Source organism: Methanobacterium lacus (assembly GCF_000191585.1).
Classification (GTDB): Archaea; Methanobacteriota; Methanobacteria; order Methanobacteriales; family Methanobacteriaceae; genus Methanobacterium_B; species Methanobacterium_B lacus.
Genome location: NC_015216.1, coordinates 1,976,869 through 1,999,410, shown reverse-complemented (window position 1 = coordinate 1,999,410; position 22,542 = coordinate 1,976,869). Strand labels below are relative to the sequence as shown.

Here is a 22,542-nt window from a genome sequence, read left to right as displayed (position 1 = left end):
AAAATATTGTTCTAGGAAGTTAGGTTACTTTAAAAATAATATGGGAATTTTTTATAACTAATTTTTACCCAAAAGGTTTAATTCATGTGGGTTTTAAGTTCTGATTTAAGTTCGGCCCACATGTAATGCTCAGGACCACAGCCAGATACTAAAACGTATTTATATGGTGAATTTAGGATTAGGTCGATGATCTTGGAACGTCTTTCCTCCATTTCTTTGTATGGAAGGGGATAGAAATCAGCATCTAAATTTTCGGCTATTATTTTGTAGTAATTTTTAGCAGCATCAACAGATGTTCTTCCAGGAACAACGTAAACCTTCTTGGGGTTTGCAGCAATAACTGACTGCAGATGATCCTCAAAGATTTCATCTTCCCCTGTGTCGGGAGTTGTGTAAATAAATCCAAGGTCATCCTTAACATATTCACACATAAACTGAACATTTGCGTTTAATGCATCCCCATTATCTCCCTGGCCCATTCCAACCAATTTATCTCCGACTTTCATTATTTCAAATCTTCCAGGTGGTAGAATGGAAAGATCAAGGGAGTTTGTAATTTTTTTCACGGTGCTTTCAATATTTTCAGGTTTGTTTGTGAAGGATGCGTAGGTTGTTACTGCACACAATAAATTGTAGAGGTTGTAAAGTCCAAATGCTGGTGTTTTTATCTTTAAAAATACTGGAATTTCTTTTTCTGTTGTATGGTTGTACACTTCACCTTCCAGTGTCACGTACCAAGCATCAAACTCCTTAGTTAATTCTGTTAACTTCATATTTGGTTCTGGTCTTTCAAATCCACATTGGCAACTGTATTTTCCCCTGTGGTTTGAAAACATCGTGGAATATTCGAGTTTAGAACCACATAATGGACAATCAACATCTGGTTTGGCCATGGTTTTGTCTTCAGATTCTAAATCAAATCCATAATAATTTACCCTAATTTCCGCCTCTTTTTTAGTCCCAATGGATGCTGTTCTGGGATCATCTGCATTGCAGATAACAACACCAGTTTTCATTGGTGTGCACAGTAGTTCCTTGGCCATCAAGTACTTGTCGAATGGATTTGAAACACCGGCCACAAGCGAATGTTCCCTTGAAACATTGGTGTAAACAACTCCTATTGGGGCCACGAGTTTGCAGACTTCATCTGGAAAGGCATGTGCAACATCACGGATACCGTACTCAAAAACTCCATAATCAATATTATTACTCAAAAGGCCCGTTGTAATAGCGTTTAAAGTGTTACTGTCGTAGTTGTACGATATTGGTGCATCGTTTTCCAAGAGTAAACTAATTAATTTCGTTGTGGTTGTTTTTCCGTTGGTACCAGTAACAATGATGCTACCAACCCTCGGAGTTTTTGCCAACTCCTTTAAACAATCATATGATCCAATTTTAAGGAATAAGTACCCTGGAAAACTTTTTCCCATGCCTTTACCTACTTTAACAAGGCTTTTTGCCAATTTTCCTGATACTTTTGCTGTTTTAAACCGTATTTTTCCAGATAGTCCCATGCATCTTACTATGCCGACGAGGTATTTAAATTCTTCCATGAAAGCTTAAACTCTGAATCAGAACTCTGAATAACGACTCAAAATCAAATAAAAATCAAAGGTTTGCATCGTAAAAACAAAAATAAAACCATGGTTAACCTTTAATTTCATTACAAAACCATTGGTTGCCTAATTAAAATACAATGTAAAATTAGATCTACATTGAACTATGCGAGTACGTATCTACAATCCCTTTGGAGATAAGCTAAAAAATAAATGGGAGTTTTTTAAGATGGATTTAAGTGGGTTACAATGTTATATTGGTATTGTGAAGTTAGAAACTGTGAACAGCCTGAAATTTTAGGGCGGTTTCAAAGTCTATCCTACCTTTGTAGAGGGCAGAACCTATCACAGTACCGAAGGTTTTGGTTTTGCTCAGTGTCTCAATATCTTCGAGGGTTGTAACTCCTCCAGAGTATATGACTGGAATGTTAACGGCATCTAACAATTCCAAGAGGGGGTCCATGTTAAACCCTGATAAAAGTCCTTCAACATCCACATTTGTAAACAGAATTCCTCCTGCCCCATGTTTTTGGAGGGATAATCCCAATTCTGGTGCTGTTTTTCCAGTGGATTCTGTCCATCCCTTAACAACCACCTCAGAATTTTTACTGTCCAGTGCAACAATGATACTATCACTCCCATAATCATCAGATAATTGGTTGACCAGTTCTGGATTTTCAACTGCCATGGTTCCCAAAATAACCTTTTCAACACCTAAATCCAGGAGGTTAGCAGCATCATCCACTGTTCTTATTCCTCCACCAAGCTGAACAGGCACAGAAACTGTGTCAATAATTTTTTCTATGACTTCTCTATTTTTAGAGTTCTCCCCAAAGGCCCCATCAAGATTGATTACATGAAGTATTTCAGCACCTTTATCTTCCCAATTCTTTGCAACTTCATGGGGATTATCTATGATCACTTGTTCAGTTCCAGGTTTTCCCTGAACCAACTGCACACATTTGCCATTTTTAATATCAACTGCAGGTATAATATACAAAAGAATCATTCCTAAACATTTTTTTTAACAAATATTCCATTTATTCTCAACCAAAAATTTTTACCTCACAACCAACATGGATTTATGGGTTTCATTTTTTTTTATATAAATTTCTTGGTTGTCATGGGCTTCAAATAAAATTCTTAGAACCCCATATACACCATTCTATTTTGTTGATCACTAAAAAAGTTCACCCTAAAAATTCCCTAAATTAACAAAACTTAGAAATCTATTGATGAAATGAAAATTTTAAGCAAAAATTTAGTTGTTTATTTATTGGGGATCAAGATTATTTCCACATCATTCTTGTTGAAACTTGTAGATTATAAAAACACCAACGATCATCAACATGCCGTAGAGTAGTTGCATGATTGTTAATGGTTCTTTTAATATTATAAATGAGAATATGGCTCCAGACAATGCTGCAAATGGAAATATTGATCCTGTCCTTGCCGAACCTATCTGTCTTATGGAGTAAAGTATCATTACAACTGTGCATCCAATTATGAAAACACCAGCAAACAGCAGGTAAATAATATGATCCAGGGGCAGTGTAAGGTTCTTATGAAGCATTAAGCTGAGAGTTAAAAGTATCAAACCACCCACGGTACATTTCGTTGCACATATCATTAGCAGATCCCTTTTGAAACTCAAAAATTTGCTTAGAATGGTGTCCAAACTCCAAAAAAATGTGGAAACAACTATGAGTATCGAGCCCAAACCTTCAGAAGCCGTAAATTCGAGGCTGCTACCGTTGGTTGCAAGCAGCACAGTTCCAAGCACGATAAGAAATACACCTATCAACTCTTTTTTTCTGAACCTTTCCTTCAGTAGAACAATACCAAATGCAATGGTGAAAAGCACCTCAACGTTCATTAACAACGATGCATTAACAGCCGTAATATTGTTAAGACCGGATAAATAGACTAAAGGGGCAATCACAGAACCCGAAACTGCTGTTATAAAGATTAACATGTAATCTTTGGTTTTGAAAACTGTTTCAGCTTCTTGATTAGAATCCATCATACTCATCAGATGATTGTTTATCCCGGAGTACCTCACTAAAAACAAGAAGATTCCTGCAATCGAGTAAATCAGGGCTGAAAGTGCGAGCGGATCAAGATCTTGAAGTAAAATCTTGTTTATAGGGTTCCATATCCCAAAAAGTACTGTGACAGCAACCAAACTCAGGTAACCCCACTTAACATTTGAAACAGCAGCTTTTGACGATGAACTCATTGAACACTCCACAAGAAATGGTTATTGTTACTCATTTAAACTATAGATTCATAAAAAGATGGATAAATAGGTTGTTGAGAATAAACTTTATAAAAATTATATAATATCTACAAGTTATAGTTATAAAAAATCAAGAAAATATTTCATTCAGGAGTCTAAAAACATGCTTAAAATAGCTTTCAAGGTCGCATATATTGGGACGGATTATCATGGATTTCAAAGACAGCCCAATCTTCCAACTATTGAAGGTGAACTTCTGAGGGCATTTAAAAAATCAGGAATATCAGACAGCCCTGAAAAATCTGATTACTCCATTGCAGGGAGAACAGACAGGGGTGTGAGTGCCCTTGGAAATGTTGTGTGTCTTAAAACCGACAAAGACGTAACAATTAATCGAATAAATTATTATCTTCCATCAAATATACGTATAATTGGATCTACAATGGTTTCTAATGGTTTTAAACCAAGGTATGCGAAGTTGAGACATTACAGGTACATTCTTGATAAAAGTTTGTGTCCAAATACTTTAAACCTCAAACTCATGAAACAGGCAGCCAAACAAATGGAGGGAAAACATAACTACATAAACTTCTCCAAACGATCCGAGAGAGCTCCTGAAAGAATGGTTTACAGTGTTGATCTTGTTGAAACCCCTGATAACATAGTTTTTGATGTGGTTGGTGAAAGTTTCCTCTGGAACATGGTCCGAAAGATGGTGAAAGTTTTGGTGATGTTCGGTAGGGAAGAGCTGACTCTAGAAAATTTGGAAACACTGTTCAATCCCGATGTTCCTGCTGCAATCAAACCCGTAGCTTCAGATGGATTAATACTAATGGATGTTGTTTACGATGGAATTGAATTTCCATGCGAAGGTTACGCAGTAAACAATTTCATGAAAACTCTGAAACAGGAATATGCACGTAAAAAAACCATTCTTGACGTGGAAAAAGAGATGATTAATGTTTTAAATGGATTTTGAAAATCCCAACAAACCATAAATATTATGTTACCCATATATATTCATGTACTTACCCAAATGGAGGAAATATTCTGGTGTACAAGAATACAGGTTCAGAGGGTATTAAAGAATCAAATCTAATTTTTAAGACACAAAAATCCAGTAGGACTACAAAGGGAATAATTGTAGGTTACGACCCTGGATTAACAGTGGGAATAGCAATATTAAACCTTAATGGCGAACTAATTTCTCTGGACAGCTTCAAAGAAATAAGGCGTTCAGAAATAATAAGCCATATCATTGGTTATGGAAACACAGTTTTAGTTGCCACAGATGTTTATCCCGCTCCAAAAACAGTTAGAAAAATTGCAACCATATTAAATTCTAAAATATGGTCTCCCTACAAGAACATGTCTGTAGAATCCAAGATAGAAATTGTTGACAGCTTCACAGCCATGGGAAACAGTTTGAATGTGCCACAAAATGCACATGAAAGGGACTCACTAGCAGCTGCAGTGAAAACCTATAAAGACCATCTAAATAAATTTAGACAAATAGAAAAACGTGCAGAACAACTATCAATGACTCAAGCCATGATAGATGAAGTAAAAATACGTGTTATTAATGGTAAATCCATCAGCAACTCTTTAAGGGAAGTTTCACAAGAAAATATAGATAATGGTTACATTGGAAATTTAAATCATAAAACAAGGGGATCATCCAAATCCTGTCATGATAAAGATGTTTTGAAACTCAGTACAAAGGATCCTGAAACCCCTAAAGTGGAACTGAGTCCTGAAGAATTGACAATTAGTAGGTTGAAGAATAAGTTAAGCTCTCAAAAACGTTACATAAATGAACTCAGGGAAAAAAATCAGGAGTTAGAGGCTGAAGTTAAATTCCAAAAAACTGAAGTATCTAAATTTCAATCCAAGATGGATAAGCTTCGAAACGAATATTCCAGGAAGATACTGGAAAAACGGGAATTTGCATCCAAAATATCCATGATAAAGAGGCTTCAAAATAAGTACTCCCAAGAAAGGTCAATGAGGTTGGAACTTGAAAAACAGTTAGATCCAAATTTTGGATTGGAAACCATTGGCGAAGATGCAGTTGAGCTCAAGATCATAACTTCCTTCACAAGGGAAGGAATTCGTGAATCATCACTTCTAATGAAAATATCCAAGGGAGACGTGGTACTTCTTGAGAATTCAGAGGGTGGAGGATCAAACACCGCAGCAATACTGTGTGAAATAGGAGTTAAGGCAGTTATAACCCGGGATAAAATATCTGATCCTGCTGAAAATGTTTTTATAAACTGTATGATTCCGGTCATACCCGAGGATTCCATTGGAATTGAAAGAGTGGCACAGGGAAGCTATGTTGAGTCCGAGGATCTTGATGGGCAAATTAAAAAGTGGATGGAAAAAACCAGGAAACAACAAACAACTGAAGATAAAAATAAATTAATCAGCCTGGTGGATGAATACAGGGCCCAAAGAAGAAGAGAGCTTGACAGCTGAATCTAATTAGGTAAAAGTTATTTAATGGGTTTCAATATATTCTTTTTTTGATGAAATGTTTACGATTAACATTGATCACAATGATAAAAATTGAGGGGGCAAATTTACGATGAAAATAGCATTTATAATAGGTACCCGGCCTGAAATTATTAAAATGGCACCTATAATTGATTTAACACAAAAAAGGGGAATTGAATATGTTCTCATTCACTCTGGACAGCATTACGATCATGAAATGTCACAGAAGTTCTTTTTAGATTTAGAAATTGAAAAACCACACTACAACATAGGTGTTGGATCAAATTCCCACGGAAAACAAACTGCACAAATGATGGAAGAGATAGAGAAGGTTTTAACACAGGAAAAACCCGATGTTGTCATGGTACAGGGAGACACAAACGCAGTTTTAGCAGGTGCGGTTGCAGCATCAAAACTAAATCTTGCTGTGGGACATGTGGAAGCCGGGCTCAGATCCTTCGACAGGACCATGCCCGAGGAAATAAACAGAAAGATTGCAGACAGCTGCTCAACCATGTACTTCGTACCAACTGAGGAATCTGCCTTAAACTTGGCAATGGAATCTATTGATCCCCATGAAATCTTCATAACAGGAAACACAGTGGTGGATGCATGCATAAGACATCTTAAAATTGCAGAAGAAAATTCCAATCTACTCAGAGAACTCGATGTGGATGGAGACATACTAACCCTGACCATGCACAGGGCTGAAAATGTAGATGACCCAGAAAGACTGAAAAATATCTTGGATGCCATCATGGAACTTGAAGATATAACAGTTGTGTTCCCAGTACATCCAAGAACATTGAAAACTTTGGAGAACTTCGGATACTTAGAACAGCTCGAAAATTCAGATCACATAAAACTAACTAAACCCATAGGCTACCTTGACTTCTTACTACTGCTTTCAAAGTCTAAATTTGTGATGACAGACTCTGGTGGTCTTCAAGAAGAAGCAATAACACTCAACGTACCATGCATCACTTTAAGATACAATACAGAAAGGCCAGAAACAGTTACTGCCGGTGGAAACATACTTGTGGGTTCAGATAAAACCAAGATAACTGAAACTATCAAAAAAATTTCCAACGACAACGAACTCTACAAAAAAATGCAAGAGGCTAAAAATCCATACGGAGAAGGTAATTCTTCAGAAAAAATTTTAGAAGCACTTTTAAAATTTGAAAAGGAAGGAAAATTAGACATAAACTCCCCTGAAAACATAATGAATGGTTTAAGCCGTAGTGTGCTTATGATTGAGGACGACGTAACTGTCAAGGAATACGAAACCATCAACCCCTCCACAAGGGTTCAATTAGTATTTCAAGGAGAAAAAATTCTATTCCCATCTCCTGAATTAAATTTGAAGCACAAGCAGATTTTGTTGAACACCCATTAGAAAGTAGGGTTACAAACAAAACTTTTTTAATGAGTTTCAATAGAACATATAAAAATTTCTTTTTGGAGGAAACCAATGAAACTGCTTGTTTTTGAATATGCAACCGCATCAGGGGTAGATGATCCATTCATAACTGTAGAGGGTCTTGCAATGTTAGAGGGTGTGTTGGATGATCTCAAAGAATTCAAACCACATTACCTCGTACACTCAGAATCAAGTGAACTAATTTCTGATTCTGTTCCAGTTGTTGTAAAAGGAGATGTTAGACAATGGCTCACCACACATATTAAGGATTACGATGCCTGTTTACCAATAGCCCCTGAAGAAGATGGTATTCTACATGATCTCACCCAGATCATTGAGCGAAACGGTGTTAAAGTATTCGGTTCAAATTCAAAAGCAATACAACTTACAACAGATAAATTTGAAATGTACAAGTTTCTAGCTGGCAAGGTACCAGTTATAAAAACAGAAAAAATCTACTTCAACCAAGAACTTGAAGAGATGGGAAGGGCTGCATTTCAAGGATCAGGATTAAAGGTTATTAAACCTGCAGATGGAGTTTCATCTTCCGGAGTGATGGTTGTGGCCACGTTGGAAGAATTTTTAGATGGTGTGAACAATATCCAGAAGTTCACTAAACTTCCCTACTTTGTAATGCAGGATTATAAGCCCGGGGTTAGTGTTAGTGTGAGCTTGTTAAGTAGTGGGAAAACAGCAGTTCCAATCAGTTTAAATCTTCAGGACATGGAAATTAAATCATGCAAGATCAGTTATAATGGAGGAACTGTTCCCTACGATCATGATCTTTCAGAACAGGCAAAAGATATTGCCCAACAGGCTGTAGAACTTTTTGAAGGTAGTTTGGGATTTGTTGGGGTTGATCTCATCTTGGGTGAAGATGAAGTGCATTTGGTGGAGATCAATTCGAGATTGACAACTCCCTACGTAGCACTGAGAAGGATCACCAACTTAAACCTTGCAAGGGCTTTGATGAACTCTGTTGATGGAGAGTTACCAGTAGACATAGAATTGGATGGACAAGTAAAATTTTATAAAGAGGGTAAATCCCTAGGGGTTAGTGTTTTAAAATGAGAATAGCAGGTTTTGATATAGGTGGAGCAAACACAGATTTGGCAGTTGTTGAACTGGATGAATCCGGAGATATAACAGACGTAAAAACAGATTTCAGTTACCTTCCAATGTGGGAGCGTAAGGATGATCTTGCAGATGTTTTAAAGGAATTGTTAGAACCCTTCGGTGAAGTTGATGCAGTTGGAATTTCAATGACAGCAGAACTTGTGGATGCATACAAAACAAAAAAGGAAGGGGTAGTAGACATTGCTTCCAAGTCCAACGATGCATTTGATGTTCCTGTGGGGTTTGTGGGTTTAGATGGAATGATGAATCTCAAAGAAGTATTGGATGATCCATTGAAGGCTGCAGCTGCTAATTGGATTGCAACCGCACCGCTTGCAGCTAAAATTAAGCCTGATACAATTCTTCTTGACACTGGAAGCACAACCACAGATATAATTCCCATAAAGAATGGTGTTGAATGTGCACTGGGAAGATCAGATCTTGAAAGGCTGCAAACTGGTGAACTGGTTTACTCTGGTACATTAAGAACGAATGTAGCTGCTCTGGTTGAGAAGGTTCCTTTAAACGACACCATGGCAAGGGTTGCATCAGAACTTTTTGCAGTCACGGCAGATGTTCACAGGGTTTTAGGTAACATAACCAAGGAAAACTACAGCGGAGTCACCATGGACGGTGCTGGAAAATCCATTGTTGACTGCAGAAGAAGAATTTCAAGGGTTGTATGTGGAGATCTTGAAGTTCTAAGTACAGATGAAATTGAAAATATTGCTGCCTACATCTACTCTGAACAGGTTAGAAAAATTTCCGAAGCCTTGAAGGAGGTTTCAATTAGGAATCGCTTGCACCATGTGGTTACCACTGGTTTGGGAATGGATATAATTGCTTCAATGGCATGTGAACTTGCAGGTCTTACATTCACGGGCATGGATAAACTATTGAAGAAGGAAGATTGTGTCAATGCACCTGCTGTTGGAACAGCCCTTATGATGGAGCCATACCTCACAAAAAAAAATTTAGAAGAAAATTTAGAAGGATTTTAAATCCTTTTTTAGGTTTTAATTCTTAATATAGTTTATTTTAAGGTTCAGTTATTAAATAATGAGTTTTCTAACAAGTTTTTCCATGTTGTAACTGTAGATTATTCTAAAAATCGTTTTAGATAGGTTATATTTTTAAATATTGTTTAAGAAGTTGTAAATACTTTAAAATCTTATTTTGACGTTTTTAAAATTATTATTATTTTATTACTGCTTTAATTTTTTATAAATCAATACCATACTTCTTTAATTCCTAAAAGATATGCTATAATATTTGTTCCGAGGTGTAGGAATAAGGTTAGTACTATTATAATAACGATCATTTCCAATGGTAAAATTACAATGAGCGACGCAAAAACAAGTGCACCCACAACGAAGTCTAACTGGTCCAGTAGCGGGGCTGGTTTTCCCCTTCCAATATTCAACCTTCGTTTTATAAAACTTCCACATGCATCTCCAATAAGTGCCCCAGCACCTAGGGTGAAACCTAACAATATGCCTTCAATTATATTTCCAGTTAATATTCCCTGTACTACTCCAACTAAAGTTCCAATTAATGTTCCTATTATTGTTCCTCTTACTGTAACTCCGTTTCCTATTAACCGTCGCCCGTCACGAAATTTATGATTGAAATCAAGTGGTTTCCCACCTCCAAATGCTAAAGCTGTAACGTTGGCAAGGTATGCAGGTAACATAAAGTATATAGCATATGCTGATAAATTTATTACACTGACTACACTAGAGTCCATAGTTTACCTCCAATTTAAAACAAGATAATAATTATAGTTAGCTATTAAATAATGTTATGGGTGGGATGATAATTATAAAAAATACCAAAAGTCTATGCCCCATATGCCTCAAAGTTGTAGATGCAGAGGTATATGAGGATAATGGCAAAATACTGATAAAAAAAACATGCTCTGAACATGGAGAATTTATTAACACCTATTGGAGCAATTCAGAAATTTATAACAAAGCAGAGAACTACGATAAGGTAGGGAACGGTATTGAAAATCCACAAACAATTGCAGATACAGATTGTCCTAATAACTGTGGGATATGTGATGAGCACGAAAGCCACACAGTCCTAGGACTTATAGATGTTACCAACAGATGTAATTTGAAATGTCCTGTTTGTTTTGCCAATGCCGCAGTTTCTAAAAAATTATATGAGCCATCATATGAAGAAATAAGGACAATGTTACGTAATTTAAGGAACAACAGACCTGTTCCAACCCCAGCAATTCAATACGCTGGTGGTGAGCCGACAGTACGTAAAGATCTTGTTGATCTGATAAAACTTGCCAAGGAAGAAGGATTTTCACACACACAAATTGCAACTAACGGAGTTAGACTTGCCAGATTACCTTCACTTGCTCAAGAACTCAAAGATGCAGGTTTAAACACTGTTTATTTACAGTTCGATGGTGTTACAGAGGAACCTTACCTGGAGATCAGGCAGAAGGATCTGCTAGCAACTAAAATAAAGGCAATAGAAAACTGTCGTAAGGCCAACTTGGGAATTGTACTCGTACCAACTTTACTTAAGGGAATAAATGATGATCAGATAGGTGACATACTCAAGTTTGCTACTGACAACATCGATATCATAAGGGGAGTTAACTTCCAGCCAGTTTCATTTGCAGGCAGAACACCCGCAGATGAAGTGGAATCTCAGCGTGTAACTGTACCAGACTTTGCAGAGATGGTGCAAGAGCAGACAGATTCACAAATAACTGTGGAAGATTTCTATCCTGCCAGTAGTGTGACTCCAATTTCCGAATTTATACAGGCCATGGATGGAAAAGATGCTCAAGTCACATTCACATGTCATCCGCACTGTGGTACAGCCACCTACGTATTTTTGGATGATGATAAGATGATACCCATCACCAGATTCATTGATGTTGACAGGTTCTTCGATCTCTTGGTTAACAGCACAGAAAAATTGGAAGATGGTGGATTGGTTGCAAAGGCTAAGATCGTTGCAAGGGCCACAATGGAACTTCCAAAAACTGTGGACATGTCAAAATCTCCAGAATCTGTAGATTTAAGAAGTATCATTACTGCAGTGTTTAAGGAAAGATCCTACAAGGCTCTTGGAGAATTTCATAAGAGAACGTTACTGGTGTCATGTATGCACTTCATGGATCCATTCAACTTCGACCAAGACAGGGTTAGAAGATGTGTTATACACTACGCTGTACCTGACGGTAGGATCATACCATTTTGCTCTATGAACACGCTTTACAGACAGGAAATCGAGAATAAATTCTCAAAACCACTCAAAGAAATGCCTAAATATTAAATAAAAAAAATTAGTGGGGTTGTAATTTTTGATCGTTGAAACTCCCTCAAGGTTGCATATTACTCTCATTGATCTAAATGGTGTTCATGGAAGAATTGATGGTGGTGTGGGATTAACAATAGATGATCCCTGCATCCAAATTGAAGCTGAACCTGCAGATAATGGAATCAGCACGATTTTCTCGAACAAAAGTCAAATGATTCCAGGATTACTGGAAGACTACTCCAAGAAAATCGAAGGGGCAGCATCAAGGGTAATTCAAGCCAGAAAATACACTGAAGGATTTGAATTCAAGGTAGATGCAGCATACCCTCCCCATTCAGGATTGGGATCAGGAACACAGCTATCATTAGCTGTAGCTAAACTGATGACCGAGTTGAATGGAGAGTCATTACCTGCCCACGAACTTGCAAAAATTGTTGGAAGGGGAGGAACCTCGGGGATCGGTGTTGAATCATTTGAAAATGGTGGTTTTATAATTGATGGAGGACACAACTCCCATGATAAATCCAGTTTTCTACCTTCGTCAGCATCCTCTGCATCACCACCACCAATCATTGCAAGGTACAATTTTCCAGAGGATTGGAAGGTAGTGTTAACTATACCCGATGTTGAGAAGGGTGTTTCAGGATCTAAAGAAATAGATGCCTTCCAGAAGCACTGCCCAATAAAGCTTGAAGAGGTTGAAAAGTTATCACACCTCATACTCATGAAACTCATGCCTGCTGTTGTGGAATCTGATTTAGATTCATTTGGAAGTGCCATTAACATTATCCAGAATACAGGATTTAAAAAGATCGAAAATAAATTACAGAGTGTTCATATAAAAAGAATTATGGAAGAATTAAGAAATTCTGGAGCTGCAGCTGTTGGAATGAGCAGTTTTGGGCCCACAATATACTCTGTTACAGACACCAATGTTAAAACTGTGGTCAAGGAAGCAAAAAATTCCATTAAAGATATTGGCGGCCAAGTGATCCAAACACAAGCAAGGAACCATGGAGCAAAATTTTTTGATTAAAACTAGTAGAGGGATGAAGTATGGAAAAATTAGAGGGCAAAGTTTGGAAGTTCAGGGACAGTATTGATACCGATGTTATAATAGCCGGAAGATACCTCCGTACATTCAGTTTGGATGATCTTGCAAGTCATGTGATGGAAGCTGAAGATCCTAATTTCGCAGAAAATGTTGATGAAGGAGATATAATTGTTGCTGGCTGGAATTTTGGATGTGGCTCATCGAGGGAACAGGCACCTGTAGCACTTAAACATGCAGGGGTTTCAGCCATCATAGCAAAGTCATTTGCAAGAATATTCTACAGAAACGCTATAAACATAGGTTTGCCAGTAATAACAGCAGATGTAACTGCCGAAAAGGGAGATGAAATTTGTATAGATCTTGAAAAAGGTGTTATACTCAACAAATCCACAGGTTCGGAGTTTAAAATCCAACCGTTCGATAATTTCATGCTTGAAATCCTTTCAGACGGTGGACTTGTCAAACATTACCTCAAGGTCAAAGAATCACAGTAAAAAATTTTTTTATTACATCCTACTTTTTTTGACTCAACATTTTTAGAAAACTTCATTCGAGTTCAAAAATTTGCATTATATTGTATCAAATATTTGTTTCTTGTATGAAAATGTTGAAAATAAATATTCAATGGGTACATATTGATCAAGGTACATAGTATAGAACGAAAATTAAAAAGGAAATACATTAAATAGTTAAGGAAGTTAAAAATGAATTGCACTCAATGCGGGTCTGAATCCTGCGAAATACTAAAGTCCAAGGGTAAAAAATCCAAGGAATTATTACTACAATGTAATGAATGTGGAAACATATTCAGAGAAACTGTAGAAGTTGAAAAACCATTAAAAGTAAGGGTTGTTGTAAGTGAATACGAATCATCCCACAAAACATCAGTTGACCTGTATCCCGATGAAGTACTGGAATTTGAAGGAATGCTCGATCTAGGTGGAAGACCTGCCCAGATAACATCCATAGAGAACAACAGGGGTGGAAGGGTCATGGTTGCAAATGTATCAGATATCGATACAATATGGGCCTCCTACGTTGACATACCTGCAAGAATTGGTATATCTGTTGACTATGGTGGAAGAATTCTCTCAAGAAAGGTTGAAGTAGACAGGGAATTTGAATTTACCATTGGCGATGTTGTGAAAATGGGAACTGAAATCTTCAAGATAAGGGCAATGAAAACCCAAGACAGAAAAATGAGAAAGGGATTTGCCAAGGCATTTGTAATAAAAAGGGTTTATGGAAGGCCAGATAAAGATTTAAGACGTTACAATTATGATTTAACTTCCAAAATTGTTGAAATTTCAAATGGTAGTGTAGATGAATAAAAGAAGAGAACTGGTTAACACGTTACGGAATATGGGCTACATTAAAACTGATAAGGTTAAAAAAGCCATGCTCAACGTGCCAAGGGAAGAATTCATGACTCCTGAAACCAGGGATCTGGCCTACTTAGACAGGCCAATACCACTCAAGCATGGACAGACAATTTCAGCACCACACATGGTGGCCATGATATGTGAACAACTATCCCTCAAACCTGGAATGAACGTTCTAGAAATAGGAACAGGATTTGGATACAACGCAGCTGTTGTAGCTGAAATTTTAGGTCCGGAGGGGCATGTTTACACCATCGAAAGGATCGAATCCCTAAAAGAAAGGGCAGAAAAAAATCTTATTAAAACAGGATTCACCAATGTTGCAGTAATTCATGGTGATGGAACAGCGGGTTATCCTGAAAAGGCACCCTACGATAGGATATATGCAACTGCCAGCGCCCCTAAAATTCCAGATCCCCTAGTGGATCAGCTTAAGGTAGGAGGCAGATTATTGGCACCAATTGGTGAAGATCCTAATTATCAGGAACTTATCTGTATTTTAAGAGGGGGAAAAACAGAATATCAAACATTCAATCTTGGAGGAGTAGTATTTGTTCCAATGATAGGTGAACATGGCTGGCCCGAAGAGTAAACCAAGAAACTATAAAGATATATATGTTTTTATAATAGAATGTTAAGTTACAACCAGGGTTTAAAACACGACTAACCGGTTTTTGAATCATCAGTTGGACCATGTTTACAAAAAAATATAGATCATGATGGAAAAATGTTTACTCCAGCATTTTTCAGAAAATAATAGATGATAAGCAAAAAAAAAGCTAAATATCACGGCATATTTTTTGACTAATTTTTTTACTAATTTACTATCAAAATTAAAGGGATAACATGAAGGTATACATTGACACAGTAGGATGTACATTCAATCAGGCAGACTCACAAATAATGGCAGGGATACTCAAGGAAAATAGGGTTGAACTAGTTGATACTCCTGAGGATGCAGACACGATCATAATGAACACATGCTACGTGAAACATCCAACTGAACAAAAGGTTCTGACCAAGATCAAGAAGATGCAGGAACAGTATCCAGAATCCAAACTCCTGATATCAGGATGCATGGTTGAGATCGATCCAGAAAAACTGGCAGATGCTGCACCAGAAGCAAGTTGGATAGGCCCCCACAAAATAAAATCAACCTACGAAATAGTTAATTCAGTTCATGAAGGAAACATCGTCAGAGAGACAGGATTTTCCTCAGAACCAAAGGTTGGCCTGCCTAAAGTTCGTACAAACCCCATCATACATATCATTCAAATCTGTGAGGGATGTGATGGTTTCTGCACTTACTGCTGCACCAGATTTGCAAGGGGAAGAATACAAAGCTACTCCTCAGAAATGATTAAAAAAGAAGCAGAACAAGCAGTTACAGAAGGTTGTAAAGAAATACAGCTCACAGCACAGGATACTGCTGCGTATGGAAGGGATACAGGGGAATCTTTGGCAGATTTAATCAGCATGATCTCGGATATAGATGGGAAATTCAAACTCAGAGTGGGCATGATGCATCCAAAGAGCATAATGAACCAGGTAGACCCCATAATTAAAGCCTTTAAAAAGGGAAAATGTTATAAATTTCTCCACCTGCCAATTCAAAGCGGGAGTGACACAGTACTTCATGACATGAATCGATGTCACACTGTGGATGAATATAAAACCATAGTTTCAAGGTTCAGGGAAGAAATTCCAGACATTTCAATTTCCACAGACATAATTGTTGGATATCCAACAGAGACAGATGATGATTTCAAGGCAACTCTCAATTTAATTAAGGAGTTAGAACCAGACTTTCTCCACATATCCAAGTACATGCACAGACCAGGAACAACATCCTCCCAACTCGAGGAAATTGAGCATGAAACAATGAAAGAGCGTTCCAAAGCATTAAACGATCTTAAAATGGAAATTGCCATGAAAAAGAATAGTATGATGATAGGATCGAAACAAACCATCCTGGTAACAAATAAGGGTCGTAAAGGGGGATATGTGGGTCGTAGTGATGGCTATAAAACAGTGATTATAGAAGCTGCAGAAATTGGAAGTTTCGTTGATGTGGTTATCAAAGATGCCAAACCAACCTACTTACTTGCTGAATTAGATCAATAAAAATTTCCAACCAAAATTTATTATTAGATTCAAATCAATATTTTAGAAGTGGTGAACAATGTCATATCTTGTGTGTGAACAATGCGGTAAATATTACGAGCTTGATGAGGGTAAAACTTCTTTCAGCTATGAAAAATGCGAGTGTGGGGGAAAATTATCCTACAGAAACAATTTAGACAGAACAGCGACTGCAGCAAACCCTGTAATTACAAACAACAAATGTGGAAAGTGCGGTGCTGAAATACCTCCAAACACTGTAATATGTAACAACTGTGGAAATAACAGTGAACAACTTGGTATTGAACAATCAACTGGACTGAGCATTGCAGGTGTGGCTGTGGGGTTTGGATTTCTTTTGTTAACCACACTGATTGCTGTATTCGCACTTTTTGGAAATAATATTCCCTTGAAGGCTGAAGATATTCCCTACAGAATGTTAATAATATTTGGGGTAGTTGCAACCATTGTTTCAATACTCTCAGGATTAGTAGCTTCTTACATAGGTGGAAGCACTAAATTTCAGGATGGATTTCTTAACGGAGGACTTGTAGGTGTTGTTTTAGGTATTTTAGTGGCACTCACCAGTGGAAGTTTGGCCTCCATAGAAGTTCTTTTGATATTTGGTTTCCTATCTGGTATGGGTGGATTAGTAGGAACTGTATTGAAAAGAAAGTATTAATTTAATTTAATTACTGCAAAAACCAGTTAAATAAAATAAAGTAGGGTTTATCTCCCTCTTAACATCTTTTTACTCAATTTTTCAAGTTTTCTAGTTTCTCTGAGTTGTTTTTCAATGTTTCCATCTTTAATTACTACAGAACCTGTGTATCCGCATTTGGAACATTCCCACAAAGGGGCGTTTGGATTGTGTATTTTCATCATCTTTGAACCGCAACGAGGACATGAACTTGTGGACATGTTACTTCACCTCTAAAGATTTTATTAAAACATCAACAACAATTATTACATCCTATATACTTTATTTTATTTATATCTTCCACTATGCTCCAAATAAGAGAGTATAGCATAGAAATTTTTTTATATCCATGAAAAACTGGATCTTGTGGTGAATTTTCATATTAGAAACCTTATAAAAAAAAAGATAAATATAATAATCATGATTATAATATACTAGATTATAATAATGGAGGAGTAATTATATGAAAACAAATGTCGATTTTATTTCAGTTCAAGTGAAGGATTTGGAATCTGCTTCCAAATTTTATACAGAGATTTTAGGATTTGAAAAAACAGAAGATAAAAATCCAGATGCAACAGTATTTAAAGACGATGGTGGAGCTATTTTTGCTATTCGTAAACCAATGTTCAAAATTACAGAAAGCACACCCTTAGGTTTAGGTGTTTCAATATGGTTTGGTGTTGATGATATTGATAAAACATTTACCCTTGTTAAAAATTCAGATGCACAGATTATTAGTCCTCCAGTTGATGGTCCGTTTGGGAAAATGTTTATAATAAAAGATATGGATGGATATATGTTGACATTTCATCAACTTTAATCCACTTTTTTTAGAGCAGAAATTATGATAGACAATGATAAATATGTTAAATATTGGCGTGAAGAACCTGAAGAAAGTGTAGGATTTCTTTTTTGGCAAATAACACATCTTTGGCAGCGTAAAATGAATTTAGCTTTGAAAGAACTTGATTTAACCCATGTACAGTTTGCTTTATTGTCAGGTATTGCTTGGCTTGAAAGATTTGACGAAGATATAACTCAAGTTAAATTGGCTAATCATGCAAAAACTAATATTATGATGACATCAAAAGTCTTGAAAACACTTGAAAAGAAGAATCTCATATCCCGAGAGGAATGTGAATTTGATACTCGTGCAAAATGTCTATCCATAACAGATGATGGACGTGAAAGAATAGAAAAAGCACTCCAAATTGTTGAAGAAATGGAAAATAAATTTTTTGGTGGACAAACCAATGATCAGGATTTTATAAATAATTTATTTAATATTTTACAGTTAAATCAACAAGAATACTTTAAAAATAAATAAGAGTTTTTTTTTTATAAATCTAATTTAAAGCTAAATATCAAAGCAATATCTTCTGTGAAACCATTTAGAAGAGAATGAGTGAGTAACAGAATATTCAAATTCTAATTACTAATCAAAGAAATTAATACGATTTAACTAATTCAAATCTATATTTCAAGATTGCAATTTGTATAATCCTTTTACTAGGTTAAAGCACATAGTTTAAATGTTAAATATGAAGATTCTGTAAGTACTTTGGAGAAATGAATGGTAGAAATATAATTTATTATATCAAATTTCCTTTTCCTAGACTTATATTAAGATTACAATGAAAATAACCTAGATTATACTGCGGTATAAATTGAATAAGTTTATAATAAATTAATTTAAGATAATATTTTGTCCATGAAAAACATCAAATTTAACATATTATATTCCATTATTTAGGGATAATAACCCAATTATTATCCATTTAAATAATAATTAACAGTTCCTTAATAATTTGGACAGATTTGATCGTGTTTAGGATTCATAGAATGCAAAGGGTTAAATAGGAATAGAGTTATATTCAAGATGGACGCATTTAGGGGGCCGGTGGTCTAGGGGTATGATACCTCCCTGACACGGAGGTGATCACGAGTTCGAATCTCGTCCGGCCCATTTGCCGTGGTAGTTCAGTTGGGAGAACGCCAGACTGAAGATCTGGATGTCGCTGGTTCAAGTCCGGCCCACGGCACTAATTATCTTTTTTAACATATATTTTCACAAACTAACTTAAAATCTTGCTTTTTTCAGGTTTTTTAAACTCAGAATTTCACAAGTATTTTTAAATCTATTTTTTTAACAATCCTCGATTCATTGGCTTCCATTTGAAATAAAGGGTTTTAGCATGGTTACTGTGCAGTTTCGCTGGATCTTACACTACTAATTAAATGTGGGTTGATGGATTGGGCTTGGGATTGCATCAAAATAAATATTTGATGAAACATCAACCAAAACACCGAAAAAATTCAGATAAAAAGTTTATAAAACATCTACTTTTATAAAATAACTGTTTAATTACTTTTAAATAGGTTGAACCAAATAATTCTCTGTTTTTATCCGATAAAATCAGTTTTATGAACCATTATAATAAATATTATATGCTTTGGATTACAGATTATAAGATGATTAGAATCTTTATTTAAAATATTAGGAGGAATTTGATTGGATATAAATGACCCAATTAAAACTACAGTTGAAGAAATCCGTAAAGTTTTGAATATTGAAAACGTGATCGGTGAAACCATAGAAACTGATGAATTTTTACTTCTACCCGTTACAAGAATGGGAATGGGATTTGGAGCAGGTGAAGCCGAAGGTAAAGGTATGGATAATATGGGAGGAGCTGGTGCCGGTGCAGGTGGTGCAGCAGGTGTTGAACCTATAGCAATGGTAGTTGTTCATAAGGGTGTTAAAGGACCCGAAGGTGTCAAAGTCATGTCCCTCAAGAGCCCAGACCCACTTTCAAGGGCAATTGGTGAAATAAGCACAGCTGCAGTTGAGATCATGGATCAAGGCTCCAAGATGATGAAGGAAAAAGGCAAAGCTAAAGCTCATTTCAAAGGCAAAGACAAGGGTAAAGATACAAAAGAAGCCGAAATTGAAGTGAAAAAGGAATAAATACCTTTTTTTTTAAACCTAAAACCTACGGAGTTTTCACAAATTGATAACAATCCTGATAATCGTGGTGCTAGTGGTGGTGTTCATCATCGCATGTTTACTCATGGTTCCATTCCACATAATCCTGAACCTAGAAAATCAAGGGCTCGAGTTCAAGGGTATTATGCAAATAAAGTGGATGAAGATCGGGATAATCAAAAGAGAAATACCCTCAGAAACTCCAGAGGAAGAAAAGGAAGAAAAAAAAGAGGAAAAAGGGGAAGCTGCAAAATGGAATCTTGACAAAATTGTCAAGGTCTTTAATCTTTTTTTAGAATCCTTACCTCATTTTGAAAGAATTTTAGTTGCCCTCTACAGATCCATTGATCTTGAAAGGTTCTGGTTAAATTTAAGGGTGGGACTCGACAGTCCAGTGGACACTGCAATGATTGCAGGAGTTTTCTGGTCAATGAACTCCATCATAAACACTATTCCAAGGGTAACAGTCACATTAAATCCTCAATTTATGAAACCAGTCTTTGAGGGTAAAGTTGAAATTGAATTTAAAATAAGACTACTGTGGATAGTTGCAGAATCAATAAGGGCTGTAACTAAGAAACCAGTTAGAAATTTAATACGTGAAGTCAGGGCATAAATAAAAATTTATTTAGGATAATGGTTGACCATGAAATCTAAAATGAAGGTTGAAAAGAAAGTTGGCAAACTATTTTTGATCGACGAGAGAAAATTTTATCCCATTGTGGAAATTTCAACCATAGAGTCAGACAACTACTTCGCTGAAACCCTCACACCTGTGGCATTTCTGGTTTCAGAACCAACAAAAAAATATATTCTACCACTATCTGAAGATGAAATTGATAAGGAAGAAATCATCAGACTAGTTTTTCCAGATGGATTGAATCACACTGGGAATTAGATCCTAATTTCCCATAGAAATAAACTTATTTTAACTATTTTTCCATGAAATACAACAACCACGACAACTACATCAACTTCATATACACTCTGCACACGGAAACCATAAAAAAAGCAGACACTACAATAAATATTCAATTAGAGACTTAATTAAATTCAACAAAACATTACAAACTTAATTATTATTATGGCTCTAGAGCATTAAATCAATAGATCTTTCATGGGCTGATATGAGTTTGATTGTGTGATAAAAAAAATAATGATTATGGAAAGATTTCCATCAATCTATCTTCATGAACTCTGAATTTTCAGCTCCGCAGATTGGACATTTTTCTGGAGCTTCATTTTCAACGGTGTTTCCACACAGTGCACAAACGAAGTAGTCGACGTCAGAATTTTTTCCAAGATTTTCAAGGGCATTCTTGTAGAGATCAGCATGGATCTGTTCTACACTGTTTGCCACATCAAAGGTCCACCTTGCAGCATCTTCCTTTTCAGCTTTAGCTTCTGCAATGAAGTTAGGATACATGGTTGTGAATTCAAAAGTTTCTCCCTCGATTGCATCTTTCAAATTTGCCTCTGTATCGTTGATTCCACCAGCAATTTCAAGATGGTTGTGTGCATGCACAGTTTCAGCAGCTGCTGCAGCCCTGAAAAGTTTAGCAACCTGACTGAAACCTTCTTCATCAGCTTTTTTTGCAAATGCTAAGTACTTTCTATTGGCTTGAGATTCACCTGCAAATGCTTCCATTAAATTTTCTTTTGAACTCATAATTTTAACCTCCAAATTAATATCAATTTACAATATGATTTCAGTTGAATAAATCCTTTTTGAAACGTTCGTTCCATATGGAATAATACGAAAATCAGTATAAATAATCAGCTTAATAACAGTTAATTTTTAAAATAAAACCAGAAAAATTAAAACAAAATAAAAAAGAAGAAAATTAGGCTGTTTTAACAGCCATGTCTATGTCGTCTGCTTTGACAGTTTTTCTTCCAGCGTGTTTTGCAAGTTCAACAGCTTTCTTAGCTATTTCTTCACCCTTTTCTTCGAGTGATTTAGCTAATGCCTCTTTTGCATCATCACTTATTCTTTGAGCACCAGCGTTTTTTATGATCCTTCCAACTGGAGCAATTGGTAATTCGGCCATAATTTCACCTCCTATTTATCCTAGGGATAATTAATATTTAAAACTATCGGTTTTAGTAGGATTTTTAGCCACAACTTTTACAATGGTAGGCGAGTCGAAGAGATCAATATCCAACCAAAAG

At 36.2% G+C, this 22,542-nt stretch carries 24 protein-coding genes and 2 tRNA genes; 19 read left to right on the top strand and 7 right to left on the bottom strand.

All coding sequences use genetic code 11. The annotated features are described in order from the left end of the window. Positions 1-77: 77 nt before the first annotated feature. The 3 genes from METBO_RS09675 to METBO_RS09665 all read right to left on the bottom strand — a co-directional run bounded on the left by METBO_RS09675 (position 78) and on the right by METBO_RS09665 (position 3,795). Positions 78-1,553: a Mur ligase family protein gene (locus METBO_RS09675; protein WP_013645526.1), complete on the bottom strand. Its 1,476-nt coding sequence runs from the start codon at positions 1,551-1,553 to the stop codon at positions 78-80. Between the two features lie 274 nt (positions 1,554-1,827). Further along, positions 1,828-2,565: a 1-(5-phosphoribosyl)-5-[(5-phosphoribosylamino)methylideneamino]imidazole-4-carboxamide isomerase gene (gene hisA / locus METBO_RS09670; protein ID WP_013645525.1), complete on the bottom strand. Its 738-nt coding sequence runs from the start codon at positions 2,563-2,565 to the stop codon at positions 1,828-1,830. Between the two features lie 291 nt (positions 2,566-2,856). Continuing rightward, entirely contained in the window at positions 2,857-3,795 is a 939-nt protein-coding gene (locus METBO_RS09665; RefSeq protein ID WP_013645524.1) for a DMT family transporter, read from the bottom strand. Positions 3,796-3,958: 163 nt separating this feature from the next. On the opposite strand from METBO_RS09665, the gene truA reads away from it, so the two are divergent. From truA to METBO_RS09640, 5 genes are all read left to right on the top strand, one after another. Next, the gene (gene truA, locus METBO_RS09660) at positions 3,959-4,774 is read left to right on the top strand and encodes a tRNA pseudouridine(38-40) synthase TruA (protein WP_013645523.1); all 816 of its coding nucleotides are present in this window, start codon (positions 3,959-3,961) and stop codon (positions 4,772-4,774) included. A 74-nt stretch (positions 4,775-4,848) separates the two neighbouring features. After that, positions 4,849-6,276, top strand: a complete 1,428-nt coding sequence (locus tag METBO_RS09655) for a DUF460 domain-containing protein (protein ID WP_013645522.1) — start codon at positions 4,849-4,851, stop codon at positions 6,274-6,276. 109 nt (positions 6,277-6,385) lie between these two features. Further along, the gene (gene wecB / locus METBO_RS09650) at positions 6,386-7,693 is read left to right on the top strand and encodes a non-hydrolyzing UDP-N-acetylglucosamine 2-epimerase (protein WP_013645521.1); all 1,308 of its coding nucleotides are present in this window, start codon (positions 6,386-6,388) and stop codon (positions 7,691-7,693) included. 75 nt (positions 7,694-7,768) lie between these two features. Beyond that, positions 7,769-8,788, top strand: coding sequence for an ATP-grasp domain-containing protein (locus METBO_RS09645; RefSeq protein WP_013645520.1), 1,020 nt, complete (start codon positions 7,769-7,771; stop codon positions 8,786-8,788). Continuing rightward, a complete protein-coding gene (locus tag METBO_RS09640; protein WP_013645519.1) occupies positions 8,785-9,834 on the top strand; it encodes a hydantoinase/oxoprolinase family protein in 1,050 nt (349 codons plus the stop codon). The genes METBO_RS09645 and METBO_RS09640 overlap by 4 nt, the downstream gene beginning before the upstream one ends. A 227-nt stretch (positions 9,835-10,061) precedes the next feature. On the opposite strand, the gene METBO_RS09635 is transcribed toward METBO_RS09640, so the two are convergent. Next, positions 10,062-10,580: a CDP-2,3-bis-(O-geranylgeranyl)-sn-glycerol synthase gene (locus METBO_RS09635; RefSeq protein WP_013645518.1), complete on the bottom strand. Its 519-nt coding sequence runs from the start codon at positions 10,578-10,580 to the stop codon at positions 10,062-10,064. 56 nt (positions 10,581-10,636) lie between these two features. Here METBO_RS09635 and tes point away from each other — a divergent pair, with 56 nt between their 5' ends. From tes to METBO_RS09600, 7 genes are all read left to right on the top strand, one after another. Then, complete coding sequence (tes, locus tag METBO_RS09630) at positions 10,637-12,139, top strand: tetraether lipid synthase Tes (RefSeq protein ID WP_013645517.1); 1,503 nt, start codon at positions 10,637-10,639, stop codon at positions 12,137-12,139. A 28-nt stretch (positions 12,140-12,167) separates the two neighbouring features. Next, on the top strand, positions 12,168-13,160 hold the full coding sequence (locus METBO_RS09625) for a beta-ribofuranosylaminobenzene 5'-phosphate synthase (protein WP_013645516.1): 993 nt from the start codon (positions 12,168-12,170) through the stop codon (positions 13,158-13,160). Positions 13,161-13,180: 20 nt separating this feature from the next. Beyond that, positions 13,181-13,672 carry a homoaconitase small subunit gene (gene hacB / locus METBO_RS09620; RefSeq protein ID WP_013645515.1) on the top strand — a complete coding sequence of 164 codons (492 nt, stop codon included), beginning with the start codon at positions 13,181-13,183 and terminating at the stop codon, positions 13,670-13,672. A gap of 210 nt (positions 13,673-13,882) precedes the next feature. Next, complete coding sequence (locus tag METBO_RS09615; protein ID WP_013645514.1) at positions 13,883-14,509, top strand: HVO_0476 family zinc finger protein; 627 nt, start codon at positions 13,883-13,885, stop codon at positions 14,507-14,509. Further along, complete coding sequence (locus METBO_RS09610; RefSeq protein ID WP_013645513.1) at positions 14,502-15,152, top strand: protein-L-isoaspartate(D-aspartate) O-methyltransferase; 651 nt, start codon at positions 14,502-14,504, stop codon at positions 15,150-15,152. Before METBO_RS09615 ends, METBO_RS09610 begins: the two co-directional genes overlap by 8 nt. 254 nt (positions 15,153-15,406) lie before the next feature. Continuing rightward, positions 15,407-16,684, top strand: a complete 1,278-nt coding sequence (locus METBO_RS09605) for a tRNA (N(6)-L-threonylcarbamoyladenosine(37)-C(2))-methylthiotransferase (protein ID WP_013645512.1) — start codon at positions 15,407-15,409, stop codon at positions 16,682-16,684. Between the two features lie 58 nt (positions 16,685-16,742). After that, positions 16,743-17,363 carry a hypothetical protein gene (locus tag METBO_RS09600; protein WP_013645511.1) on the top strand — a complete coding sequence of 207 codons (621 nt, stop codon included), beginning with the start codon at positions 16,743-16,745 and terminating at the stop codon, positions 17,361-17,363. A 47-nt stretch (positions 17,364-17,410) separates the two neighbouring features. Here METBO_RS09600 and METBO_RS09595 read toward each other — a convergent pair whose 3' ends face one another. Continuing rightward, on the bottom strand, positions 17,411-17,602 hold the full coding sequence (locus METBO_RS09595) for a hypothetical protein (RefSeq protein ID WP_013645510.1): 192 nt from the start codon (positions 17,600-17,602) through the stop codon (positions 17,411-17,413). Positions 17,603-17,844: 242 nt separating this feature from the next. Here METBO_RS09595 and METBO_RS09590 point away from each other — a divergent pair, with 242 nt between their 5' ends. The 7 genes from METBO_RS09590 to METBO_RS09560 all read left to right on the top strand — a co-directional run bounded on the left by METBO_RS09590 (position 17,845) and on the right by METBO_RS09560 (position 21,268). Beyond that, a complete protein-coding gene (locus METBO_RS09590; RefSeq protein WP_013645509.1) occupies positions 17,845-18,204 on the top strand; it encodes a VOC family protein in 360 nt (119 codons plus the stop codon). 24 nt (positions 18,205-18,228) lie between these two features. Further along, on the top strand, positions 18,229-18,711 hold the full coding sequence (locus tag METBO_RS09585) for a MarR family winged helix-turn-helix transcriptional regulator (RefSeq protein WP_013645508.1): 483 nt from the start codon (positions 18,229-18,231) through the stop codon (positions 18,709-18,711). 567 nt (positions 18,712-19,278) lie between these two features. Continuing rightward, a tRNA-Val gene (locus METBO_RS09580) sits at positions 19,279-19,350 on the top strand. A 3-nt stretch (positions 19,351-19,353) separates the two neighbouring features. Continuing rightward, positions 19,354-19,426: transfer RNA gene (locus METBO_RS09575), tRNA-Phe, on the top strand. A 470-nt stretch (positions 19,427-19,896) separates the two neighbouring features. Then, positions 19,897-20,352: a GerW family sporulation protein gene (locus METBO_RS09570; protein WP_013645507.1), complete on the top strand. Its 456-nt coding sequence runs from the start codon at positions 19,897-19,899 to the stop codon at positions 20,350-20,352. 43 nt (positions 20,353-20,395) lie between these two features. After that, positions 20,396-20,986 carry a DUF2953 domain-containing protein gene (locus tag METBO_RS09565; protein ID WP_013645506.1) on the top strand — a complete coding sequence of 197 codons (591 nt, stop codon included), beginning with the start codon at positions 20,396-20,398 and terminating at the stop codon, positions 20,984-20,986. 30 nt (positions 20,987-21,016) lie between these two features. Continuing rightward, the gene (locus METBO_RS09560) at positions 21,017-21,268 is read left to right on the top strand and encodes a hypothetical protein (RefSeq protein ID WP_013645505.1); all 252 of its coding nucleotides are present in this window, start codon (positions 21,017-21,019) and stop codon (positions 21,266-21,268) included. Between the two features lie 279 nt (positions 21,269-21,547). Here the strand turns inward: METBO_RS09560 and METBO_RS09555 are convergent, their stop codons facing one another. Next, positions 21,548-22,039: a rubrerythrin family protein gene (locus tag METBO_RS09555; RefSeq protein WP_013645504.1), complete on the bottom strand. Its 492-nt coding sequence runs from the start codon at positions 22,037-22,039 to the stop codon at positions 21,548-21,550. Between the two features lie 175 nt (positions 22,040-22,214). Continuing rightward, on the bottom strand, positions 22,215-22,421 hold the full coding sequence (locus METBO_RS09550; RefSeq protein WP_013645503.1) for a histone family protein: 207 nt from the start codon (positions 22,419-22,421) through the stop codon (positions 22,215-22,217). Positions 22,422-22,542: the final 121 nt, after the last annotated feature.

Bases quoted from the DNA above. Each gene is read 5' to 3' on its own strand.
- METBO_RS09550 (WP_013645503.1), bottom strand. From the start codon at position 22,421: ATGGCCGAATTACCAATTGCTCCAGTTGGAAGGATCATAAAAAACGCT.
- METBO_RS09595 (WP_013645510.1), bottom strand. From the start codon at position 17,602: ATGTCCACAAGTTCATGTCCTCGTTGCGGTTCAAAGATGATGAAAATA.
- METBO_RS09615 (WP_013645514.1), top strand. From the start codon at position 13,883: ATGAATTGCACTCAATGCGGGTCTGAATCCTGCGAAATACTAAAGTCC.
- hacB (WP_013645515.1), top strand. From the start codon at position 13,181: ATGGAAAAATTAGAGGGCAAAGTTTGGAAGTTCAGGGACAGTATTGAT.
- METBO_RS09605 (WP_013645512.1), top strand. From the start codon at position 15,407: ATGAAGGTATACATTGACACAGTAGGATGTACATTCAATCAGGCAGAC.
- METBO_RS09610 (WP_013645513.1), top strand. From the start codon at position 14,502: ATGAATAAAAGAAGAGAACTGGTTAACACGTTACGGAATATGGGCTAC.
- METBO_RS09560 (WP_013645505.1), top strand. From the start codon at position 21,017: ATGAAATCTAAAATGAAGGTTGAAAAGAAAGTTGGCAAACTATTTTTG.
- METBO_RS09665 (WP_013645524.1), bottom strand. From the start codon at position 3,795: ATGAGTTCATCGTCAAAAGCTGCTGTTTCAAATGTTAAGTGGGGTTAC.
- METBO_RS09675 (WP_013645526.1), bottom strand. From the start codon at position 1,553: ATGGAAGAATTTAAATACCTCGTCGGCATAGTAAGATGCATGGGACTA.
- METBO_RS09600 (WP_013645511.1), top strand. From the start codon at position 16,743: ATGTCATATCTTGTGTGTGAACAATGCGGTAAATATTACGAGCTTGAT.
- truA (WP_013645523.1), top strand. From the start codon at position 3,959: ATGCTTAAAATAGCTTTCAAGGTCGCATATATTGGGACGGATTATCAT.
- METBO_RS09590 (WP_013645509.1), top strand. From the start codon at position 17,845: ATGAAAACAAATGTCGATTTTATTTCAGTTCAAGTGAAGGATTTGGAA.
- wecB (WP_013645521.1), top strand. From the start codon at position 6,386: ATGAAAATAGCATTTATAATAGGTACCCGGCCTGAAATTATTAAAATG.
- METBO_RS09635 (WP_013645518.1), bottom strand. From the start codon at position 10,580: ATGGACTCTAGTGTAGTCAGTGTAATAAATTTATCAGCATATGCTATA.
- METBO_RS09585 (WP_013645508.1), top strand. From the start codon at position 18,229: ATGATAGACAATGATAAATATGTTAAATATTGGCGTGAAGAACCTGAA.
- METBO_RS09640 (WP_013645519.1), top strand. From the start codon at position 8,785: ATGAGAATAGCAGGTTTTGATATAGGTGGAGCAAACACAGATTTGGCA.
- METBO_RS09645 (WP_013645520.1), top strand. From the start codon at position 7,769: ATGAAACTGCTTGTTTTTGAATATGCAACCGCATCAGGGGTAGATGAT.
- hisA (WP_013645525.1), bottom strand. From the start codon at position 2,565: ATGATTCTTTTGTATATTATACCTGCAGTTGATATTAAAAATGGCAAA.
- tes (WP_013645517.1), top strand. From the start codon at position 10,637: ATGGGTGGGATGATAATTATAAAAAATACCAAAAGTCTATGCCCCATA.
- METBO_RS09555 (WP_013645504.1), bottom strand. From the start codon at position 22,039: ATGAGTTCAAAAGAAAATTTAATGGAAGCATTTGCAGGTGAATCTCAA.